A 19,477-nucleotide genomic window follows, 5' to 3' on the forward strand; every position below is an offset into this window, starting at 1 on the left:
TATCCTTGCAAGAAGAAAGGAGGGAAGATGAAGCTGGATGCAGGAAAAGTATTTTCCATAGCAAAAGAAAATTGTCCTCTTAGAGGATGCACGGTGTCTAAGGAGATAGAAGGCGGAAGCAATCCGATTATCGTCTTTTCCTTGGATAAGAATACAGACATCAGTCCGGAGATTTTCTCGGAACATAAATTTCTGCTTCTCCATGAGGGAGACTTGGAGATTTATGGAAGGGAAGAAGAAAAAAAGAGAGAAGATCTAAAAGGGCGGACAGTTTTGTCTTCCGGGGAATCCATTCTTTGTAGGATTGATGAGCCGGTAGGGATGTGCACAAAGTTAGGTGCAGTGTATACAGAAATTAATTTAAGGAGGGAAGATATCATGAATGAAGTAATTAAGGCAGGTGAGGTTTTTCAATTAAAGGATTTGCTGCCATACGGAGACGGAAAGATTGTCAACATGGATGTTGCGCACAACGAGAAAATGAAGTTTGTGCTGATGGCTTTTGACGAGGGGACGGGCTTAAGTGAGCATGCAGCTCCCGGAGAGGCGATTTTCTTTGCACTTGAAGGGGAGGCTATCATTAATTATGAAGGAACGGATCATACCATCCATGCCGGAGAGCAGTTCCATTTTGCTAAAGGCGGAAGACACAGTGTGAAGGCACTCGGAAAGTTTAAGATGGCACTTTTGATTACTTTGGAATAATTTGATTCTAAGAGTACAATACTGAAAGCTAATTTGAAAAAGCAAATTGCACAAGTAAAATTCTGAAAACACAAAAGAAGACTTGATAAGGCACCTCCATTTCTGTACAATAGACTGTACAGAAATGGAGGTGCTTTTATGATAGCGGTAAACTATACAACAATGAGAAATAATTTGAAGGAATACTGCGATTTGGCTACGGACAATGGAGAAACGATCATCATTACTCGAAAAGAAGATAAAAATGTAGTTGTTTTAAGCCTGGAACAGTTCAATGAGATGGAAAAGGAATTACGAAATGCACGGTATTTAGATAAACTGGAGAGAGGATTTAAACAATTGCTGGAAGGTAAAGGAACTGTACACGAATTAATTGAGGATTAAGATGAGAAAGATATGGTCCGATGAAGCATGGGAGGATTACCTGTATTGGCAGGGACAGGATAAAAAGACATTAAAGAGGATTAATTCCTTAATAAAGGATATAGAGAGAAATGGTTTACAAGGAATCGGAAAATCTGAACCCTTAAGATATCGCGATGGCTGGAGCAGAAGAATTGATAAAGAAAATAGGCTTGTTTTTACCATTGTCTCAGGAGAGTTGCTGATTGTTTCCTGTAGAGGGCATTATGAAAAATGATGTTCCTGTGGTATTATAGTTCGGAACAGCATACAAAGATTTGAAATTAAGAAGCAGTTTATTAAAGAGATTTTTGAAAAATAAGGAGGTACTTTTATGCTTATCGATCGTATGGAGAATATTCATTATTATGCACCGCTTCTTCCGAATCTGGAGAAGGGCTTGGAAGCGATTTCCAATTTAAAGAAAAAAGGCGAGTTTGCACCGGGAAGATATGATTTTGACGGAGGATTTTTTAAGGTGGAAAATGGGACTACGAAGTCCTTCGAGGAAGGAACGTATGAAGCTCATAAGAAGTATATCGATGTGCAGATTATTGAAGAGGGTTCGGAAGAAATCGCTTGGGATACTTTAGAGGAGCTTACGGAAAGCATTTCTTATAATGAAGAAAAGGATGCAGCTCGCTATACAGGGGACTTTGCCCATCAGATTAAGATTACGAAGGGGATGTTCTGGGCGGCTTTTCCGTGGGACGGTCACAGACCGGGCGCTCACTCGAAAGAGGAGCAGAACTATACAAAGATTATTTTGAAGCTTCCGTTTAAGGCATAATCTTGGGAATGAGATTTTTTGTAAAATAGAGTAGAAGATGGTGAGAAAATGAATAAAAAGAAAGTAAGAATCGAGAATAAGGAGGATGCGCTATGAATTTACAAGTGATTGCGATAATCCTCTTTATTCTTATGTACGTTGTGATGATTGTGAAGACAGAGTGGAGGCTGTATGCGATTTGGGGCGTAGCCGTGCTCTTTGTGCTTTTTGGCATTTTACAGAGAAATCCGCTTTACTGGCTTTCGGTTATCAACTGGAACGTTATCATGATGATCGGGGGCACCATGGTTATCGTCTACTACTTTATTGAGTCTAAGATGCCGAATCGCTTAGCGGAGATTATTTTGGAAAAATGTCCTACGGTGATGTGGGTGATTATCCTGATGTCTCTCTTTGCCGGTGCAGTTTCCGCTTTTATTGACAATGTAGCGACCGTGCTTATGATTGCACCTGTAGGGCTTGCGATATGCAAGAAACTGAAAATCAGTCCGGTACCGATGCTCCTTGCGATAGCGGTTTCTTCTAATTTACAGGGAGCGGCAACCTTGGTGGGAGACACGACCTCTATCATGCTCGGTGCCTATGCGAATATGAACTTTATGCAGTTCTTCTTTATGCATGGAAAGCCCGGTATATTCTTTGCGGTAGAACTTGGGGCTCTCCTTACGGTTCCGGTTATGCTCTTTCTCTTCCATGATTTAAACCAGCCCGTGGAAGCGGAGGAAAAGACGAAGGTGGAAGGCATTTTCCCGACGATTGCACTTTGCGGAGTTGTAGTATGCTTGATTATCGCGTCCTTTATTCCGAATACGCCGAGTACGATTAACGGTATTATCTGCGTTGTGATTGCTCTACTTTGCATGGCAGTTGATTTTAAAATGAAGAAAATGCCGGAAAACATCAGGAAGGCGATTCTCTCTATAGACTTTGAAACACTTTGTATCTTAACCGGCTTATTCTTGGTTATTCAAGGCATTACCGATGTCGGCATCATTGATATGGTGGCAAATGGAATTGCGAAGGTCGGCGGGAAAAACATTTTCCTTCTTTATACAATTATTGTTTGGGGTTCCGTGCTTTTCTCGGCTTTTGTCGATAATATCCCCTATGTGGCGACTATGCTTCCGATTATTACGGGAATCTCACAGTTACTGGGGATGGAACCTTATCTTCTTTATTTCGGGCTCTTAAGCGGTGCGACCCTTGGGGGGAATATCACTCCAATCGGTGCCAGCGCGAATATTACCGCAGTAGGGATGCTTAAGCAAAACGGTTATACCGTAAAGTTTTCCGACTTTATGAAGATTGGCCTCCCCTTTACCCTTGTGGCCGTGATGGCAGGGTATCTCTTCATTTGGTTTACTTGGCATTAAAATGGACGGTTAGAGAAAGAGCTATCGCATTTATAGAAATAGAGAGATATAGAAACAGAGCAATACATAAAATATATTTATTAAAAACATAAATAAATATTCTATAAAAATAGCTTATATAAAATTTATCCCTGACGAAAACATAGTATAGGCAAAAAAATTCATCTTTCCAAAGCCGGCAAAGGAGAGTATGGAGTGAGGACAGGGAGGTTCTCTGAATAGGACAGATACAGAGCGTATTGCCAAATCCAAAAACAATACGAATCGTATCAAAAAAAGTGCCTAATAGGAGGAAATTTATTTATGATTATTCAACACAATATCGGAGCTATCAACGCACACAGAAATTTATTCAATAACAACTGGGAAGTTCAGAAGAATATTGAGAAGCTTTCTTCCGGTTATAGAATCAACCGTTCTGCAGATGATGCAGCAGGTCTTGCTATTTCCGAGGATATGCGTTCCAGAATCCGTGGTATTGATCAGGCTACAGTAAACGCACAGGATGCAATCGGATTAATCCAGACCGCTGAAGGTGCTCTTACCGAGACTCACGCTATGTTACAGCGTATGGTAACTCTGGCTACACAGTCTGCTAACGGAACTTATAATTCCACTGCACGTACTGCAATTCAGTCTGAGATTTCTGCTCTTAATGCTGAAATCGATAGAATTGCAAATAATACAGAATTTAATGGTGTGAAGCCGTTAATTGCTAGTACTGCTACCCCATTGCAATTCCAGATTGGACCTTCTGCAGCTGAGACCTTGAGGGTTGTTCCGGCACAGATGACTACAACTAACTCCGGTTTAGCTATAGGTACGCTGACTGTAACGTCTATTAATGATGCAAATGGTGCAATTACCAAAATCAATGCTGCCATCACTAAGGTTTCTACTTACAGAGCTCAGCTTGGTGCAGCACAGAACCGTTTGGAGCATACCATTAACAACTTAAAGGTTACTTCCGAGAACATGACTGCAGCTGAGTCCAGAATCCGTGATACAGATATGGCTAAGGAGATGTCTGCATTTACAAAGAACAATATTCTTGTTCAGGCTTCTCAGGCTATGCTTGCACAGGCTAACCAGACTCCGCAGGGTATCTTACAGTTACTCAGATAATCTTATCGCATGGAGTAAATCGTTGATTTAACCTGTTATGCGGTTTATGGAGTCTCGATGGTATATTGCAGGTTCTGTAAACGAACGTGAAATGAACGAAACGAGATGCTGCGCGTTATGCGAGCATACCCGTTAAAAATGAAAAGTTGCCGGGCTAGGTAGGGGCCCGGCAACTTTTTATGCTTATAGAATCATAAGAAGCTTTTTTACGTCTTCTTCCGTGGTTGCCCAACCGGTACAGATTCGCATAATGGAGTGGGTTTCATCAGGATTATCCCAGTGTGTGAGCTCCACTCTGTCTTGGATTCGTTCCACATCCTCTTTTTTCATTAAGATAAAAATCTGATTTGTCGGAGAGCCGATTGCAAAGGGATAGCCCTTTTCCTTTAAGCCGGAGCGGATTTTCTCCGCCATCTTTATCCCGTGTTCTCCGATTTGAAAGTATAAATCATCCGTGAAAAGTGTATCAAATTGTACACCGAGCGCTTTCCCCTTGGCAAGTAGTGCGCCATGCTGTTTTATGATTGTCGGAGAGAAAGAAAAGTTTCCCTTTTGCGGGATGACTACCGCTTCTCCGAACAGGGCACCGCACTTTGTTCCGCCGATATAAAAGACATCACAGAGTCTTGCAAGATCGGAAAGGCTGACATCGTTTTTGGGACAGGCGAGGGCATAGGCAAGGCGTGCTCCGTCGATATAAAGAGAAAGCTTATATTCATTGCAAATATCCCGAATATCCTCCAGTTCTTCCAAAGAATAGAGCGTGCCGAATTCCGTGGGCTGAGAGAGGTAAACGAGCCTTGGTTGCACCATGTGTGCGTTGTTTCCGTCGGCATGGAAGTGCACCATATACTCGCGAATCTGTGCGGGATAAATCTTTCCCTCGATATGGGGAAGAGTCAGAACCTTGTGGCCATGTACTTCGATAATTCCCGCCTCGTGGGTAGCAATGTGCGCGGTATCGGCTGCAATTACTCCTTCATACGGGCGTAATATTGTAGAAATGACGGTGTCGTTCGTCTGGGTTCCTCCGACAAGAAAATAGACATCCCCTTCCGTGAGTCCGCAGGCTTCTAAAACCTTCTTTTTGGCAGATAAGGTAAATGAGTCTGTTCCGTATCCCGGTGCTTTGATGAGGTTTGTTTCATAAAGTCTATTTAATATTTTTTCATGACAGCCTGCCAAATAATCAGAATTAAAATAGAGTTTATCCTCTCTTTCTTCCATTGCCGTTTTCTCCTTCATCATCTCTTATTACTTGATTTTAACAATCTGTCTTTTCTTACTATAAATTATCTTTGTTTATGGTCTAGACTTCTATTTTCTTTCCTTATAAATGGAATGATTATCTCTCTTTATAAATGAAATTATTTTATTTTTTAGAGATACTTCTTTACTTCCTTCTTCATCTCATCCCATTTCGTTTCCATGTCCTTTACTAAGGCAATCTGGGTTCTTGCGCGGTCCAGATTATGCCCGGGACGCGCTGTATGGAAATAAACATCTCCCTCAAGATAGTCCGTTAAGAAGCGCATACCGCATTCCAAGGTCATAATCTTCGCACCCTCCGGAAGAGATTCGATTTCTTTTTTTGTAAGCTTTCCTCCTGCTCCCTCTAAAAATCCTTTTACATAGGTGGAGAAAAGGGGAAGAGAAAGAGAAACCTTGGAAAGATCTTTTTCATCCTCTTCTGCAGTATTTGCGCCGAAGCGAATGGCATCCCCGAAGTCGAAGATGGAAAGACCGGGCATCACGGTATCTAAGTCAATGATGCAAAGTGCCTTTTCCGTTTCCGCATCAAAAAGGACATTGTTTAACTTGGTATCGTTGTGGCTGACACGAAGTGGGAGCTCTTTTTTTGCGAGAAGATCCATAGCATAGGAGAGGTCTTTCTCATGATTTAAAAAGAACTGTACCTCTTCTTCGCAGTCCTTCCTTCTTCCGAATGCATCCTTTTCCAGCACTTCCTTAAAGCGGGCAAAGCGCTTTACACTGTTATGGAAGTCCGGAATGGTTTCGTGCAATTTCTCTGCCGGAAAAGAGGCGAGAAGATTCTGAAAATGCCCGAATGCACGAGCGCTTTCATAGAAGTGCTCGGGCTTCTCCACGAGATTATAGGACTTGGTCCTCTCTACAAAGAGATAAACGCGGAAGAAATTATCTTCTTCATCTTCATAGTAAGCTTTTCCCTCTTTCGTTGGGACAAGGCGTAAGCCCTCTCGTTCGGGGGCTCCTCCCGCCTTTAGAATCTCCTTTTCCATAAAGGCGCAGACCAAAGAAACATTCTCCATGAGCTCTTTTGCATTTTTGAAAATGTTGGTATTCATTCTTTGCAGGATATAGTCCCGCTCCGCCTTTACGAGGAAAGTATCGTTAATGTGCCCTGAGCCGTAGTGCTCGAAAGCCTTTACCTCTCCCTTTATTTGAAAGTGGGAGAGGGCGTTTTCTATTTCTTTTTTACTTAATTCTTTATTCATGATATGCGGTCCTATTTCATTTATCAAATTTCTTACTACATCATTTATTACTTTATTCACTAGATTATTTTATTACTTTATTCACTACATTGTTTTATCACTTTGCACAGTACGGTGTTTTATTACGGGTCTTCCGCTGCCGTCTTATTTCTCTTGTGAAGCTGTTTTCTAAAGATCTTAGCCCTTTACACCGCCACCGGTTACACCTGCAATGATTCGCTCGGATAAGAAGAGGTAGAGGATGAAGGTGGGAAGGAAGACGATGATTACGGAAGCAAACATCCCTGCCCAGTCCCCGGTGTACTTCATGGAGTTGATCATGGAGTAGAGCCCTACCGCAACGGAACGCACCTTGTCGGAGTTTCCGAAGATGAGGGAGATAAAGTACTCATTCCATACATTGATGAAGTTAAAAATACTCACAGTAATGATGCCGGGCTGTGCCATCGGAAGCATGATGAGCCAGAAAGTTTTTCCGGGAGGACAGCCGTCAATGGCGGCAGCCTCTTCGAAGGCACGGGAAATATTGGCAAAAAATCCCATTAGGAAAATGGTCGTGTACGGCACATTGATTCCCACATAAAGGAAAATCAAGGTCAATTTATTTGCCGTGACATTGTTTAAGATATCGAGCCCTGCCACAAGAGCAAAGAGCGGAAGTACAATCATGACAACCGGTACACCCATGGAAGCCACGAAGGAATGCTGCATCAGCTTATTCCCGAAAAACTCAAAACGGGAAAGGGCGTATGCCGCCGGAGCACAAACCAAGATGAGTAAACAAACAGAAAGCAGAGAGTAGAAAAGGGAGTTAAAGAAAATGGTGGACACATCGGAGTTCACCCATGCCTTTTCATAGTTCTCAAAGTGGAAGCCGCTGCTTAAAAGTTTATTGGCAAAGATTTCCTTTGTTGTGGAAAAGCTTGCAATCAGTACCCAACCGAGAAGAACCACGGTAAAGAAAATCCAAAGGAGGAGGAGCAGATAACCCGGTAAAAGACGCAGCTCCTTCTTCATACGGAAGGGCTCAGCATAGTTTTTTTCTTTTTTAAATAATGAAAACATAGTCCCCTCCTTAAAATTCCAGCTCTTTATCCTGTAAGAGCTTATTACATATTGTAAAAATGATGACAACGCAGATACTTAGGAGCACACCGACTGCAGCACCGATTCCGGCATTTCGTTCCGTTACGCTGTTTCCGGCTCCAAAAATCTGCATATACATATAAACCATGGGGGTAATCGTCTGCGTATCGGCGGTTACAGTGGAAAAGAGCTGTGACCAAACGAAGAAACCTACACTGCTGACGGACCACATAGTGATATTCGTGTGAAACATTCCCTTTAATAGAGGGAGGGTAATGTGTTGAAACTGCTGAATCTTGTTCGCCCCGTCGAGGGTTGCCGCTTCAAAGTAATCACTGCTGATTCGCTCGATACCGCTTGAGAAAATGAGCATGTGATAGCCCACCATTCCGAAGCAGTAGGCAATGAGGAGCGCCATAAACTTATGGTCGTTACTCAGCCACTGAATAGACGCGAGTTTCGGCAGATGGAGAAGTGTGAAAAAGCTCTTCAAAAGACCGAATTTCGGACTGTAGACATATTGTAGCCACATGGTTGCAAGGGCTACGGCGGAGACAATATTCGGAAGGTATATCATAGCGCGGAAAAAGCTTCTTCCACGGATTCCGGAAGTGATAATGACGGCAAAAAGCAGTGCCAGGGAGAGCACAATCATTCCGCCAAAAAGCCAGATGCGAAACAGATTCCACATAGAAATGCGGAACAGCGTCGTATTTAACAGCTTTCCATAGTTGGAAAAACCCACAAATTGCCACTTGGCAAGACCGTCTGTCACCCCCTCGATACGGAAAAAGCTCATTAAGAGCGTACGCAGGATGGGGTATAAGAAAATCAAGATAAAAAAGATCGCTGCCGGACTTACAAAGGCAATCAGCATGGCGGAATTCTTTTTCACAACAACCTCCTAAAACAATTCTTAAAAAAAGGAAGTGGCGCGATGGTTCGGAGCCACTTCCCAAGATTCAAAACGAGTATCGTTTATAAAACGCGACACTTTACTTCTTCAAGTTTGCAACGAACTCTTCAGCGGTAATGCTTCCACCGCAGAGCTTCATGAAGTTTTCCTTCAGAATCGGTGTCATGTCAACATTATCTTCTGCAGAGGCTGCCCAAGGATAACGAGTCTTTAACTCTTCCATAACCGGTCTTACATTCGCAAGCTGCTTCGGCCAATCCTTGTTGTCGGAATCAGCAGGGATACCTAAGGATTCCTGAGAAAGCTTCTCGTCATACTTTCCCTTTGTGAAGAACTGGATTAACTTGAAGGCATCCTCTGCCTTTGTGGACTTCTTATTGATGGCAAATACCTGTGCGCCGTAGTTGGAAGCCTCTACACCGTCTTTTCCGTCTTTTACTGCAGGATAGCTGAAGCATCCCCAGTTAAAGTCTTCTCCGGTGATATCCTTCACTTCGTTCGGAAGCCAGGAACCGTTTAAGTAGATTGCAGCAGTTCCGAGAGCGAGCTCCTGGTTCTGTCCTGCAGGCCATACATTGGATGCGATCTGCTCGGAGAAATATCCCTTCTTTGCAAAATCCTCATAAGCCTTCGCTACCTCTAAAACGGAAGGATCGTCCCACTTACCTTCTTTTACGATTTCGGAAGCTTTCTCATAACCGTTGATTCTGGATAAGTGATAGCCGAAATTGCTTAAGATGTATGCATCGTCACTGGTGATGGGAGTGAAGCCGGCTTCCTTAATCTTAGCACAAGCTGCGTCTAACTCTTCCCAAGTCTTCGGTACTTCTGTAACACCTGCCTTGTCGAAGATTTCCTGATTGTAGAACATAGCGAAAACGTTCGGCTGGTAAGGAATGGACTTTAAAGTACCGCCGCCTACTTCACGGCAAGCATTGATTAAACCTGCATTTGCAGTCTTCTCGTAATCATTTGCCTTGGCGAGCTCTTCCAGATCCAGAAGATAATCGCCCCAAGTCTTGTTTACTCTGTCGATATCCTCGTCAAAGAGGTCGATATTGGTTCCGGCATCAAGAGCGGGCTGTAATCCTTCACGAATACCGGTTCTTCCCTTGAACTGTACATCTACAGGAATGCCTGTTTCAGCAGTAAAAGCTTCTACTGCCTCTTTTAAAACCTGTCCCTGTGGCTCTGTTGCTTCCCACATGGACCAGTACACTAAACCGTCGGAAGATGCTTCTGTTTTTTCCGCATCAGCTTTCTGTGCTTCTGTTCCTTCTGCCTTTGTGGTTTCAGCAGGCTTTGCTTCCTCGTTCTTTCCGCCACATGCAAAGAGTGCCAAGCTGGAAAGGAGTACTACGGCTGTTCCTAAAATTCTTCTTTTCATTTGTACCTCCCTAAACAATTCCTCTTTTTGCACAATGTGCCAAATAAAGAGGGTGAATTCTTCGTCAGTATAGGTCGAAATAACATAAAATTCTTTATCTTTTTAGATAAACAATTTGCATAATTAAGTACTATCCTTTTTTCGCAAAACGATCTTTTGTGTTTTTGTAAATAAAGAAAAACGATTTTCTTTGTTTTTCTTGGAAAAGGAAGAATTATCTTCGTTTTTGAACGCCTTTAGTTGAACTCATCATTTTATAATCAATGACATTTACTTCATCTTAGTCTATTGTGTACCAATGCATTGCTCCGGGGAGAAGCTCCGCGGAATGCTTCCGTCCTTTTCCGTCATAAAAATCGGTACTTTGCTTTTCCTTACTGTTGTTCACTACGGCGTAAATTCCCTTTTCCGGATACGCATGAAGCTCACAGGCAAGATTCGTGCATTGCCATTTTCTGATTTCTTTTTCCTTGTGCGCACTGTAAAGGAGAGCGCGGAGGAGAAGACGGGTATTTTCCATATTGTAAGGAAGACCCGCTATATAGATTCCTCGTCCCTTTCCGTAATCGTGAGCGGATAAATGCACAGAGCCGTCACTGTACTCCAGAATCTCCGTTTCCTTTTCCAAGGCGTAGATGCTCTTCTGACTTTCTCCGAAGTTTAAGTTTTCCGCAGGGAAGTCTTCCAAGAGGAAGTGCTCCGTTTTTGCGGTTTTAAAGTATTTATCCGTAGAGAGGCTAAAGCCCATTTCCTTGTCTACACCGAAGATGTCTGCAAGCTGGAAATATTTTCCCTGGAAAGAGCAGGCGCTCGGTTCTCCGACACCGATAAGTCCTCCACCGTTATAAACAAAGGCGCGAAGAAGACTTTGGAGCTTTTCTTCCTTCCAGATTTCTCCGCCCGACCAGGAGGTCATAGCATCTCCGGCATTGATAAGAACATCCACATCCTTTGGAACGCCCTTCTCTAAAAGCTCGTCAAAGGAGTAGAACTCCACATCTGTGTCCATTCCGGATAGGGCTTCCAGGATTCCGAAGTAGCTGTAGGCCTTTTGATAATAAAGCGCATGGGCAACCATGTAGGCCTGCCAGGAGCGAAGCTTACCCCAGGCATTGACGATACCGACTTTCAGCTTTGCATAAGGCTTTGTACCTTGGACTTTCTCGTAAAGATCACGGAATTCTTCCGCGACTTCCGCAATATAGTCAATAAACTTCGGGAACTTATAGGCAAGGCTTAAGTAGCCGCCATAACCGATGCGGTCCACGGGTTTCCGCATAATGGCGCGACGCGCACTCACCCAGTTTTCCATGGCTTCCGGCACAGGATCGTTTCCCTCGTAAAAGGTGTCCGGAAAGAAGTAGGGGAGGAAGCGTCCTTCTGTGTAACGCACCCCCGGAATATCCGCAATTAAGCGAAGTGTTGCACCGCCTCCGACACTGCCGACCACGCTGTCCAGTCCAATTTCCTTAAAATACTTGCCGTAAGGCTCGGTCCCGATCCAGTTGTCTCCGAGAAACATCATGGCTTCTTTTCCGGCTGCGTGTACGAGGTCTACCAGCTCTTTCGCTTCCTTTGCTACGAAGCGGGCGATAAAGTCCATGTAGTCGAGGTAAGCCTTTGTCGGGGTACGGAAGGTGCTGTGGAAATAGCCCTCATCCACAAGGTCTTCCGGGCGAAGGCGGTAGCCGTATTCCTTTTCAAAGGCTTCCAAAGCCTCTACGGAAACCGTTCCACCGTAGCCGAACCAGTCTACGAATTTTTCCTTTTCTTCGTGATTAAACTGCAGGGTAAAATGATAGAAGAAGGTGGTGAAACGCACTACATCCGTCTTCGGATGAGCTTCCAGCCAGCGCTTTAACTCCTCCTTTGCAAAACGATTGCTGTAGGGTTTTCGAATATCAAAGGGAATATCTGCAGGTTTATCTCCCCAGTTGTTCGTGATGTGGTTATACATTTCCGTCGGATCCCAGAGAGCAAAGGCGAGGAAACTCAAAGTATACTCATGAAAGGGAGTGGCATCTTCCAAGATAAGAAGGGCGGTTTCTCCATCTTGCAGAAAATAGGAAGGAAGTCCTGTTTCCTTTGTCTCTTCTGTAGAGCTTTTCGAGTTTTCTTTCGAAGCTTCGGCTTTCTCGCCGGAGCTTTTTACGAATTTATCCGGTGAAAGTCGCCATCTTTCGGGAGAAATCACTTCTCCTGTTGTTCTGTCGATGAGCTCCCACCACTTCTTCGGGTCATGCAGGAAGTCCGGTGTAACCTGCTTTCTGAAAAAACCGTCCATATAGGGGATTTCCAGATGATGGGAAAATGCGGTTACTCTTTTGGACATGAGGTAAAACTGCTGGCATTCTTCCATGTGTTCTTTGGCAAATTCATTGTGCCCTCTTGCCACAAAATAGGTACTGTATACCTTCACCGGAAGGGAAAGGGTTTCCTCGTCCAGTTTGGTTCCGTCGCTGTCTCGTATCGCATCCGCCCCGAGGCGTGCAATCAATTCTTCCGTTTCTTTTAGAAAATTGTTTTCGCTGGGGAGGGTAAGTCTTCCGCTTGTTTTCTTCATGCTGTTCTCCTTCTAAGCTTTCGGTACTGTCTGTAAAGTAGAGGTATCCTGTTTTGAATGAGGATCATTAGTATAGTATCTGCTATTTTTTTATTATAGAAAACCAATCTATCCTGTCGCATTATAAAACGAATTCAAGGGTCTAGCCATATCCATCTATTGTACTATTGCTTACTTTATTGGTACAATTGATCACAGAGGTATTGTATTATTTTTACTTAACAAGTGGCGCAGGCGAAGTCTGGGGCACCTTGTTCTTAACGAGTATCGTGCACAGAGCATGCGGTATTTCGCTTATAATCAGTATCGTGTGCAGAGCATGCGAGATCTCGTTTTTAATCGGTACTGTGCGTGATGTGACAGTTAATTGAGGACAGAAAAATGGACTACCAAAGTGTTTGCTTAAAGGATTGTATGGAAATAAGAGAGATTGTCTCCCTCCATTATTTTCAATATAGAAGTGATTTTACCTTCCCCGGGGAGACACATCCCTTTTGGGAATTTGTTTGCGTGGATGCAGGAGAGATTACGGCGCAGGCAGGAGAGGAAACATATCGCTTAAAAAAGGGAGATATTCTTTTCCACGCACCGAATGAGTTTCACTCGGTAAAGGCGGACGGGAAAAGCAGTCCCAGCATCGTGGTAATCAGTTTTTACTGTGACAGCCCCTCTATCTGGCGTTTTCAGAAAAAATGCTTACGAATCAGCGATAAGGAGAAGAGTCTTCTTGCGAAAATCATCACGGAGGGAAAAGGGGTTTTTGCAGGGAGAATGGATCAGCCCTACCAGAAGAAACTGCTCTTTTTGGAGGCGGAAAGCTTTGGAGGACAGCAGCTTATCCGCCAGTATCTTTCCGAATTTTTGATTCAACTCTATCGCCGTTATTTTTCCTATCCTCTCCCGATGGAGGCGGAGGACTATTATGTGGAGAAAAGTTCAAGGCAGAGTGAAAGCTATAATCGTCTTGTGGAATATCTGGAAAGCCATGTCTATGAAAAACTTAGCATGGAGCGGATTTGTAGAGATAATCTCATGGGACGCTCCTACGTGCAGAAGATTTTCCGGGAAGTCGGAAATACCGGCGTTATGGCTCTGTTTTCCAAAATGAAAATCGATACGGCAAAGCGGATGATTCGGGAAGGACAGCTGAATCTCACGCAGATTGCGGATAAGCTTGAGTTTTCTTCGATTCATTATTTCTCTCGTCAGTTTAAGAAGGAATGCAAAATGTCTCCCTCGGAATATAGCTCCTCGATTCGCTCGCTTTCGGAGGAGAGCGGGGGCTAAGCGTCCTTATTTAGTGCGTTCAAGAACTATTTTATAGATTTCAATATTCTATAAATTCGAAAAGCTATAGATAAAAGGAATTTGTCTAAGAAAAAAGCTTGCTCTATGCTAAAAGCAGGAAATATGAAAATAGGCGAGCTGTTTTTGGTTTTTTTCTCATGCTATGTGTAATGGAATCTTATTAAGATAAATATGTAAGGCGTGAAGAATTAGCTTGTACTTGAGTAGAGTATTTGGTCAATGATTAGGAGGAAGCTATGAAGTTAGTTAAGGATTTACCGGAAATATTTGCAAGCTTTTCCGAGCAGAGGCAGAAGTCTTTTCTTGCCGTAAAGGAGTGGAAGGATAAGGGAAAGCCGGTTGTGGGATCGTACTGTACTTATTTTCCGAAGGAAATCGCGATGGCGGCCGGGGCGGCGAGTGTATCTCTTTGCGCAACCTCCGATGAAACGATTCCGGAAGCGGAGAAGGATTTACCGAAGAATCTTTGCCCACTGATTAAGTCGAGCTACGGCTTTGCGAAAACCGACAAGTGCCCCTTCTTTTATTTTTCCGATGTGGTGGTGGGGGAAAGCACCTGTGACGGAAAGAAGAAAATGTATGAGCTGATGAGCGAGTTTAAGGATGTCTTTTTCCTCCGCCTTCCGCATGAGCAGACGGAAAAGGCGGTGGCGCTTTACAGAGACGAGATTGTGCGCTTAAAAGACTATCTGGAACAGAAGTTTGAAGTGAAGATTACGGAGGAAATGGTGCGGGAAGCGACAAGGGTGAATAACCGCGCAAATAAAGCTCTGAAGGATTTGTATTCCGTTATGAAACATGACCCTACTCCCGTTTCGGGCTACGACATTTTCAAAGTCCTCTACGGCTCCACATTCCGTTTTGACCGTGCTGCTCTTGCGGACGAGGTCAATGCCCTTCGAGAGAAAATTGAGCGGGAATATACGGAAGGAAAACATTTTGAAAAAAGACCGAGAATCCTCATTACGGGCTGCCCTATTGGCGGAGCCACGGAAAAGGTCATTCGTGCCGTGGAGGACAACGGTGGCGTTGTTATCGGTTATGAGAACTGCAGTGGAGAAAAGGCGGTGGGCATTCAAGTAGAGGAAGATGCGGAAGATATTTATGAAGCGCTTTCCCGGCGTTATCTTGCAATCGGCTGCTCCATTATGACGCCGAACAAGAATCGTTTTGACAGCCTTTCGGAGATGATTGATGAGTACCACGCGGACGGCGTGCTGGATATGACCTTGCAGGCCTGTCATACCTATGCGATTGAGACCAATAAGGTCCACCGATTTGTTACGGAGGAAAAGGGCATTCCCTATATCAATGTGGAAACGGATTACTCTCAGACGGACATCGGACAGCTGAACACCAGAGTAGCGGCCTTTATTGAAATGCTGTAAAGAAATTTGCAAGGCGAAGAAAAAAGACGATAAGAAAAATTTGCAAGGCGAAAAGGAAAACGCGGAGATATTTTTTCGTAAAAATGCTTTCAAAGAAAATGGACTAAGCGGAAAGGGACTAAAAAATGGAGAGAAAATTTCTGGGAATTGATATCGGTTCCACAGCGGCAAAGGCGGTGGTACTCGATGAAAAGGGAGAGATTGAACAGGCCTTCACTGTGCCTACCGGTTGGAGCAGCTTTGAGGCATTAAAGTCCATAGGTTCTAAACTCAGTATGCCGATGGACGAGGAGCATTACGCCTGTATCGCAACGGGCTACGGTAGAAATGCGGTAGCCTTTGCGGGAAAGACCATGACGGAAATTACCTGTCACGCGAAAGGCGCAATGACTCTTTTTGGAGAAAATCCCATGAATGTGGTGGATGTCGGCGGGCAGGACACGAAGGTCATTACCTGCCGGGGAAAGGCCGTAGAAGAATTCTTTATGAATGACAAATGCTCCGCCGGAACGGGAAAGTTTTTGGAGGTTATGGCGAATCGCTTGAACATTTCCTTGGAAGAATTGAATGAGCTTGCGAGAAAGCACACGGAAGAGGTGAAAATCAGTTCGATGTGTACGGTGTTTGCGGAGTCGGAGGTGATTTCTCTCGTAGGACAGGGAATTGCAAGGGAAAATATTGCCTACGGCATCCTGCAGTCTGTTGCAGGAAAGGTTTCTCAGATGCTCGGGAAGCTTCGAAACCAAGAACTCGATATTTACCTCACGGGCGGACTTTGCGAGGCGGAGTATTTTCAAGAGCTTCTTTCGGAAGTACTTGGAAGACCGATCCATTCCGACAAGTATGCACGCTACGCCGGCGCCCTCGGGGCGGCAGTCTTTGCCAAGGAACAGGCAGAGAAGGGGCGGATTTAGAGCTTTACTTAGCATAATTCCCCCGAATACCCTATTGCACAAAGTCGCTCTCGCTCGGTTATAAGCTCCCGGCACTAAGCATCAAACTTCGCTTTTGCTCGTTTTCTGCAAGTGCCGAGCTCTCCAAACGCTTTGTTCCACAGGGTATGCGGGGGAATTTATTCATAGTGGGTAAAACGCATAAAAGACCAATGCTCGCTTACAATGGATTTCATGCTTAGTTTCTCTGTTGGAAACTGTCTAAATCCTATACCTTCGTCAGAACATAATCGAGATCCATCGTGCGTTCTCCGTCTTCCAGGACAAAGCAGGGAATCCCGATGCGCCCTTCATCCGGATAATCCTTTTTCAAAGCCTGTTCCCGGAAGGGCTTATAGATTTCTTCTTGCTCACGAAATGCAAGAAAACGTTTTAGATTATATAAATTCTCACTTAAATCAATAAACTCAAAATCTGCGCCCTTCTCGCTCAAAGCTTTCTTTGCTTCAACACAACCGGGGCATTGCTGACTTCCATAAATTTGTACTTTCATCTTTCTTCCTTTCTTGACTGAGTTTAACTGTTGTAAAGACCCTTAGTTTGACTATGGCGAAAACAAATATATATTTCTGTATATTGTTTATTATTCTAACATGAATTGCAAAGAATCTAAAGTAAGTGATGCAGGGACAATATTTTAATTGTCACAGAATTTGGGACAGTTTAGAATTAAATGAGCAAGAAAAACAAAAATCGATATAAAATATTTCGATATATCAGTTGTTGATAGATTTTTGTGCTGTGATATAATAAAAAACAAGTGAAATTAAGAGGGAAACAAAGAGGAGAATAGAGATGAAGGACTACTATCTGCGTCTTACGGATTTAGAGATAAACGGTTTAAAAAATGTAAAAAACGGAAAACTGAATTTTGTAAATAAAAGAAAGGCATTTAAAGCCAGCGTTCTTGGACTCTATGGTCAGAACGGTACCGGAAAGACGGCTCTTATCGATGCCTTGCATATTTTAAAATTGCTTCTTTCCGGAAAGTCGATTCCGGATGAGTATTGTAACTATATCAATGTGGATTCCCGGGAGGCAAATCTCTCTTATCGTTTCCGGATTTATGTTTCGGAAACGGAAAATTATGATGTAGATTACGAAGTTTGTTTGACGGTGGACGAGCAGAGAGAAGAATCATTTTCAACTTCCGTGGTGGCGGAGGAGGTGCTCCCCTATTTATCGGAAAGAGAGGGGAATCTATGGAATTCCTTGGGAAAAAAGAAGCGTCGATTGGAAATAAAAAGCGAAAAGCTGAGTTATGCCTATACGGATGGGGAGAAGAGGATTAAAAAGCATACTTTTCTGCAAAGCACAAGGACGGAATTGATTGCTCCTAAAAAGTATTACGCACTTCTCTTTGGAAGGAAAAAGGAAACAGCGGAAAGGTTGAAGCTCATCAGTTTGATGGCAAAACAGAAATCGCAGTCCTTATTTTTTTCTGTGGCATTTTTGCAACTGCTTTTTGAACAGCTGAATGCGAGTAAAACTCCGAATGATGAACTTCTCTTTCATATCGATATTTTGGTTAAGTTAGCAAATTACGGTCGTACCGAACTTTTTGTCCTTGGTGCGTCCAGCACGGGGAAGATTAATTTAGGAGAGCTGCCTATCCGGTATAAAGCTTCGGAAAAGCAGGAACACGGGATAACGGGAGAATATTTTCTGTCTTTAGATGAGGCGACTGAACTACCGGAAGAACTTTTTCCGGAGGCGAAGAGATTGATTCAAAACATAAATGGTGTTTTGGAGCAAATCATCCCCGGCCTTACCATCTCCGTAGCGGACCTAGGTGCTGTTATGCTTATGGAAAACGGAGAAGGAAAAAAGGGCCGTCGCATACAGCTTATGTCCAATAAAAACAGTAAAGAAATCCCGCTTCGTTACGAATCAGAAGGAATAAAGAAGATTGTCTCCGTGCTGCATCTTCTAATAGGAATGTATAATCAGTCCTCTATTACAGTGGCGATTGATGAGTTGGATGCCGGGATATTCGAATATCTTCTTGGAGAAATCCTGCACATCCTCTCGGAAAAGGGAAAGGGACAATTGATTTTCACCTCACATAACCTGCGTCCCTTGGAGACGATAGACCGGGGCTTTATTGCCTTTACAACAACAAATCCCGAGAACCGCTACATTCGCTTTGCCAATATAAAAACAACCAATAATCTGCGTGATTTTTATTTCAGAGACATTGTTCTCGGCGAGCAAAATGAGCCGGTTTATGAGATGACCAACAATGCAGAGATAGCCTTGGCTCTGAGAGAGGCGGGTGAGTAGCTTGACTCGGAAAAAAATTGTCTTCATTATTGTAGAAGGTCCATCGGATGATGAAGCCCTTGGGGTAATCTTTAGCCGTGCTTTCGATAAAAATGCTGTTTATGTGGAAGTGATGCATGGAGATATCACCAGTGTAAAAGGAAATCACAGTGGAAATATTGTAGGAAAAGTTGGAGATTTACTGAAACAATATGCGAAGTCCAATCACTACAGTAAAAGTGATTTTCTGGAAGTGATTCATATTATGGATACGGATGGCGCATTTATTTCCGATGAAAATGTGGTAGAAGATCATAGCCTTAGAACTTTGCAATACAGCTTGTCGGAGATTCGTTGTAAAGATGCCGCCTTAATTCGCAGTCGAAATAAGCAAAAAAGTGAAAATATGGATAAGCTGAGCAGACAAAGTCAAGTTTGGGATTCCGTTCCTTATCGATGCTATTATATGTCTTCTAACTTAGACCATGTCTTACACAATCTCTTAAACTGTTCCTCGGAGGATAAGGAGAGAAATGCTTTTCTCTTTGCTAAAAAATATAAAAATGCTCTAGGAGAATTTCTGCAATTTCTTTGCGAATCGGATTTTTCCGTAAACACAAGCTACAGGGAGTCCTGGGATTTTATTAAAGAAGGACTGCACTCTTTGGAAAGACATAGTAATCTCGGACTTTGTTTTAAAGAAATTAGAAGAGGAGAATGAAGGGGAAATGTCCGAAATTAT

General features: G+C 43.4%; 18 protein-coding genes. 11 read left to right on the plus strand and 7 right to left on the minus strand.

Annotated elements, in window-relative coordinates; genetic code table 11:
* Window positions 1-27 precede the first annotated feature (27 nt).
* The 6 genes from HMPREF9625_RS05320 to HMPREF9625_RS05345 all read left to right on the plus strand — a co-directional run bounded on the left by HMPREF9625_RS05320 (window position 28) and on the right by HMPREF9625_RS05345 (window position 4,395).
* Window positions 28-705: a cupin domain-containing protein gene (locus HMPREF9625_RS05320; protein WP_009534942.1), complete on the plus strand. Its 678-nt coding sequence runs from the start codon at window positions 28-30 to the stop codon at window positions 703-705.
* A gap of 138 nt (window positions 706-843) precedes the next feature.
* Window positions 844-1,089, plus strand: a complete 246-nt coding sequence (locus HMPREF9625_RS05325) for a type II toxin-antitoxin system Phd/YefM family antitoxin (protein WP_009534941.1) — start codon at window positions 844-846, stop codon at window positions 1,087-1,089.
* Between the two features lies 1 nt (window position 1,090).
* The gene (locus HMPREF9625_RS05330) at window positions 1,091-1,345 is read left to right on the plus strand and encodes a Txe/YoeB family addiction module toxin (RefSeq protein WP_009534940.1); all 255 of its coding nucleotides are present in this window, start codon (window positions 1,091-1,093) and stop codon (window positions 1,343-1,345) included.
* Between the two features lie 96 nt (window positions 1,346-1,441).
* A complete protein-coding gene (locus tag HMPREF9625_RS05335; protein WP_009534939.1) occupies window positions 1,442-1,897 on the plus strand; it encodes a NanQ anomerase/TabA/YiaL family protein in 456 nt (151 codons plus the stop codon).
* 92 nt (window positions 1,898-1,989) lie between these two features.
* On the plus strand, window positions 1,990-3,270 hold the full coding sequence (locus HMPREF9625_RS05340) for an ArsB/NhaD family transporter (protein WP_009534938.1): 1,281 nt from the start codon (window positions 1,990-1,992) through the stop codon (window positions 3,268-3,270).
* 303 nt (window positions 3,271-3,573) lie between these two features.
* Window positions 3,574-4,395, plus strand: a complete 822-nt coding sequence (locus tag HMPREF9625_RS05345; RefSeq protein WP_009534937.1) for a flagellin N-terminal helical domain-containing protein — start codon at window positions 3,574-3,576, stop codon at window positions 4,393-4,395.
* Window positions 4,396-4,578: 183 nt separating this feature from the next.
* Here HMPREF9625_RS05345 and HMPREF9625_RS05350 read toward each other — a convergent pair whose 3' ends face one another.
* The 6 genes from HMPREF9625_RS05350 to gnpA all read right to left on the minus strand — a co-directional run bounded on the left by HMPREF9625_RS05350 (window position 4,579) and on the right by gnpA (window position 12,824).
* Window positions 4,579-5,622: a threonine aldolase family protein gene (locus HMPREF9625_RS05350; RefSeq protein WP_009534936.1), complete on the minus strand. Its 1,044-nt coding sequence runs from the start codon at window positions 5,620-5,622 to the stop codon at window positions 4,579-4,581.
* A 152-nt stretch (window positions 5,623-5,774) separates the two neighbouring features.
* A complete protein-coding gene (locus HMPREF9625_RS05355; protein ID WP_009534935.1) occupies window positions 5,775-6,872 on the minus strand; it encodes a phosphotransferase enzyme family protein in 1,098 nt (365 codons plus the stop codon).
* Window positions 6,873-7,049: 177 nt separating this feature from the next.
* Complete coding sequence (locus HMPREF9625_RS05360; RefSeq protein WP_009534934.1) at window positions 7,050-7,937, minus strand: carbohydrate ABC transporter permease; 888 nt, start codon at window positions 7,935-7,937, stop codon at window positions 7,050-7,052.
* Between the two features lie 10 nt (window positions 7,938-7,947).
* Entirely contained in the window at window positions 7,948-8,853 is a 906-nt protein-coding gene (locus HMPREF9625_RS05365; protein WP_009534933.1) for a carbohydrate ABC transporter permease, read from the minus strand.
* A 100-nt stretch (window positions 8,854-8,953) separates the two neighbouring features.
* Complete coding sequence (locus HMPREF9625_RS05370; RefSeq protein WP_009534932.1) at window positions 8,954-10,261, minus strand: ABC transporter substrate-binding protein; 1,308 nt, start codon at window positions 10,259-10,261, stop codon at window positions 8,954-8,956.
* Window positions 10,262-10,541: 280 nt separating this feature from the next.
* Entirely contained in the window at window positions 10,542-12,824 is a 2,283-nt protein-coding gene (gene gnpA, locus HMPREF9625_RS05375; RefSeq protein ID WP_009534931.1) for a 1,3-beta-galactosyl-N-acetylhexosamine phosphorylase, read from the minus strand.
* Window positions 12,825-13,205: 381 nt separating this feature from the next.
* Here gnpA and HMPREF9625_RS05380 point away from each other — a divergent pair, with 381 nt between their 5' ends.
* The 3 genes from HMPREF9625_RS05380 to HMPREF9625_RS05390 all read left to right on the plus strand — a co-directional run bounded on the left by HMPREF9625_RS05380 (window position 13,206) and on the right by HMPREF9625_RS05390 (window position 16,434).
* The gene (locus tag HMPREF9625_RS05380; RefSeq protein ID WP_009534930.1) at window positions 13,206-14,111 is read left to right on the plus strand and encodes an AraC family transcriptional regulator; all 906 of its coding nucleotides are present in this window, start codon (window positions 13,206-13,208) and stop codon (window positions 14,109-14,111) included.
* Window positions 14,112-14,368: 257 nt separating this feature from the next.
* Window positions 14,369-15,520 carry a double-cubane-cluster-containing anaerobic reductase gene (locus tag HMPREF9625_RS05385; RefSeq protein ID WP_009534929.1) on the plus strand — a complete coding sequence of 384 codons (1,152 nt, stop codon included), beginning with the start codon at window positions 14,369-14,371 and terminating at the stop codon, window positions 15,518-15,520.
* 125 nt (window positions 15,521-15,645) lie between these two features.
* A complete protein-coding gene (locus tag HMPREF9625_RS05390) occupies window positions 15,646-16,434 on the plus strand; it encodes an acyl-CoA dehydratase activase (protein WP_009534928.1) in 789 nt (262 codons plus the stop codon).
* 247 nt (window positions 16,435-16,681) lie between these two features.
* Here the strand turns inward: HMPREF9625_RS05390 and HMPREF9625_RS05395 are convergent, their stop codons facing one another.
* Window positions 16,682-16,966: a glutaredoxin domain-containing protein gene (locus HMPREF9625_RS05395; protein WP_009534927.1), complete on the minus strand. Its 285-nt coding sequence runs from the start codon at window positions 16,964-16,966 to the stop codon at window positions 16,682-16,684.
* Window positions 16,967-17,268: 302 nt separating this feature from the next.
* On the opposite strand from HMPREF9625_RS05395, the gene HMPREF9625_RS05400 reads away from it, so the two are divergent.
* Window positions 17,269-18,756, plus strand: a complete 1,488-nt coding sequence (locus HMPREF9625_RS05400) for an AAA family ATPase (protein WP_009534926.1) — start codon at window positions 17,269-17,271, stop codon at window positions 18,754-18,756.
* The gene (locus HMPREF9625_RS05405; RefSeq protein WP_242822701.1) at window positions 18,749-19,456 is read left to right on the plus strand and encodes a hypothetical protein; all 708 of its coding nucleotides are present in this window, start codon (window positions 18,749-18,751) and stop codon (window positions 19,454-19,456) included. Before HMPREF9625_RS05400 ends, HMPREF9625_RS05405 begins: the two co-directional genes overlap by 8 nt.
* The last annotated feature ends 21 nt before the right edge of the window (window positions 19,457-19,477 follow it).

The sequence above is a fragment of the Oribacterium parvum ACB1 genome (assembly GCF_000238055.2).
In the GTDB taxonomy this organism is placed as follows: Bacteria; Bacillota; Clostridia; order Lachnospirales; family Lachnospiraceae; genus Oribacterium; species Oribacterium parvum.

Excerpts from the sequence above, each read along its gene's own strand:
- HMPREF9625_RS05345 (WP_009534937.1), top strand. The coding sequence starts at position 3,574 with ATGATTATTCAACACAATATCGGAGCTATCAACGCACACAGAAATTTA.
- HMPREF9625_RS05360 (WP_009534934.1), bottom strand. The coding sequence starts at position 7,937 with ATGTTTTCATTATTTAAAAAAGAAAAAAACTATGCTGAGCCCTTCCGT.
- HMPREF9625_RS05370 (WP_009534932.1), bottom strand. The coding sequence starts at position 10,261 with ATGAAAAGAAGAATTTTAGGAACAGCCGTAGTACTCCTTTCCAGCTTG.
- gnpA (WP_009534931.1), bottom strand. The coding sequence starts at position 12,824 with ATGAAGAAAACAAGCGGAAGACTTACCCTCCCCAGCGAAAACAATTTT.
- HMPREF9625_RS05330 (WP_009534940.1), top strand. The coding sequence starts at position 1,091 with ATGAGAAAGATATGGTCCGATGAAGCATGGGAGGATTACCTGTATTGG.
- HMPREF9625_RS05380 (WP_009534930.1), top strand. The coding sequence starts at position 13,206 with ATGGACTACCAAAGTGTTTGCTTAAAGGATTGTATGGAAATAAGAGAG.
- HMPREF9625_RS05320 (WP_009534942.1), top strand. The coding sequence starts at position 28 with ATGAAGCTGGATGCAGGAAAAGTATTTTCCATAGCAAAAGAAAATTGT.
- HMPREF9625_RS05400 (WP_009534926.1), top strand. The coding sequence starts at position 17,269 with ATGAAGGACTACTATCTGCGTCTTACGGATTTAGAGATAAACGGTTTA.
- HMPREF9625_RS05385 (WP_009534929.1), top strand. The coding sequence starts at position 14,369 with ATGAAGTTAGTTAAGGATTTACCGGAAATATTTGCAAGCTTTTCCGAG.
- HMPREF9625_RS05325 (WP_009534941.1), top strand. The coding sequence starts at position 844 with ATGATAGCGGTAAACTATACAACAATGAGAAATAATTTGAAGGAATAC.
- HMPREF9625_RS05340 (WP_009534938.1), top strand. The coding sequence starts at position 1,990 with ATGAATTTACAAGTGATTGCGATAATCCTCTTTATTCTTATGTACGTT.
- HMPREF9625_RS05335 (WP_009534939.1), top strand. The coding sequence starts at position 1,442 with ATGCTTATCGATCGTATGGAGAATATTCATTATTATGCACCGCTTCTT.
- HMPREF9625_RS05390 (WP_009534928.1), top strand. The coding sequence starts at position 15,646 with ATGGAGAGAAAATTTCTGGGAATTGATATCGGTTCCACAGCGGCAAAG.
- HMPREF9625_RS05395 (WP_009534927.1), bottom strand. The coding sequence starts at position 16,966 with ATGAAAGTACAAATTTATGGAAGTCAGCAATGCCCCGGTTGTGTTGAA.
- HMPREF9625_RS05355 (WP_009534935.1), bottom strand. The coding sequence starts at position 6,872 with ATGAATAAAGAATTAAGTAAAAAAGAAATAGAAAACGCCCTCTCCCAC.
- HMPREF9625_RS05350 (WP_009534936.1), bottom strand. The coding sequence starts at position 5,622 with ATGGAAGAAAGAGAGGATAAACTCTATTTTAATTCTGATTATTTGGCA.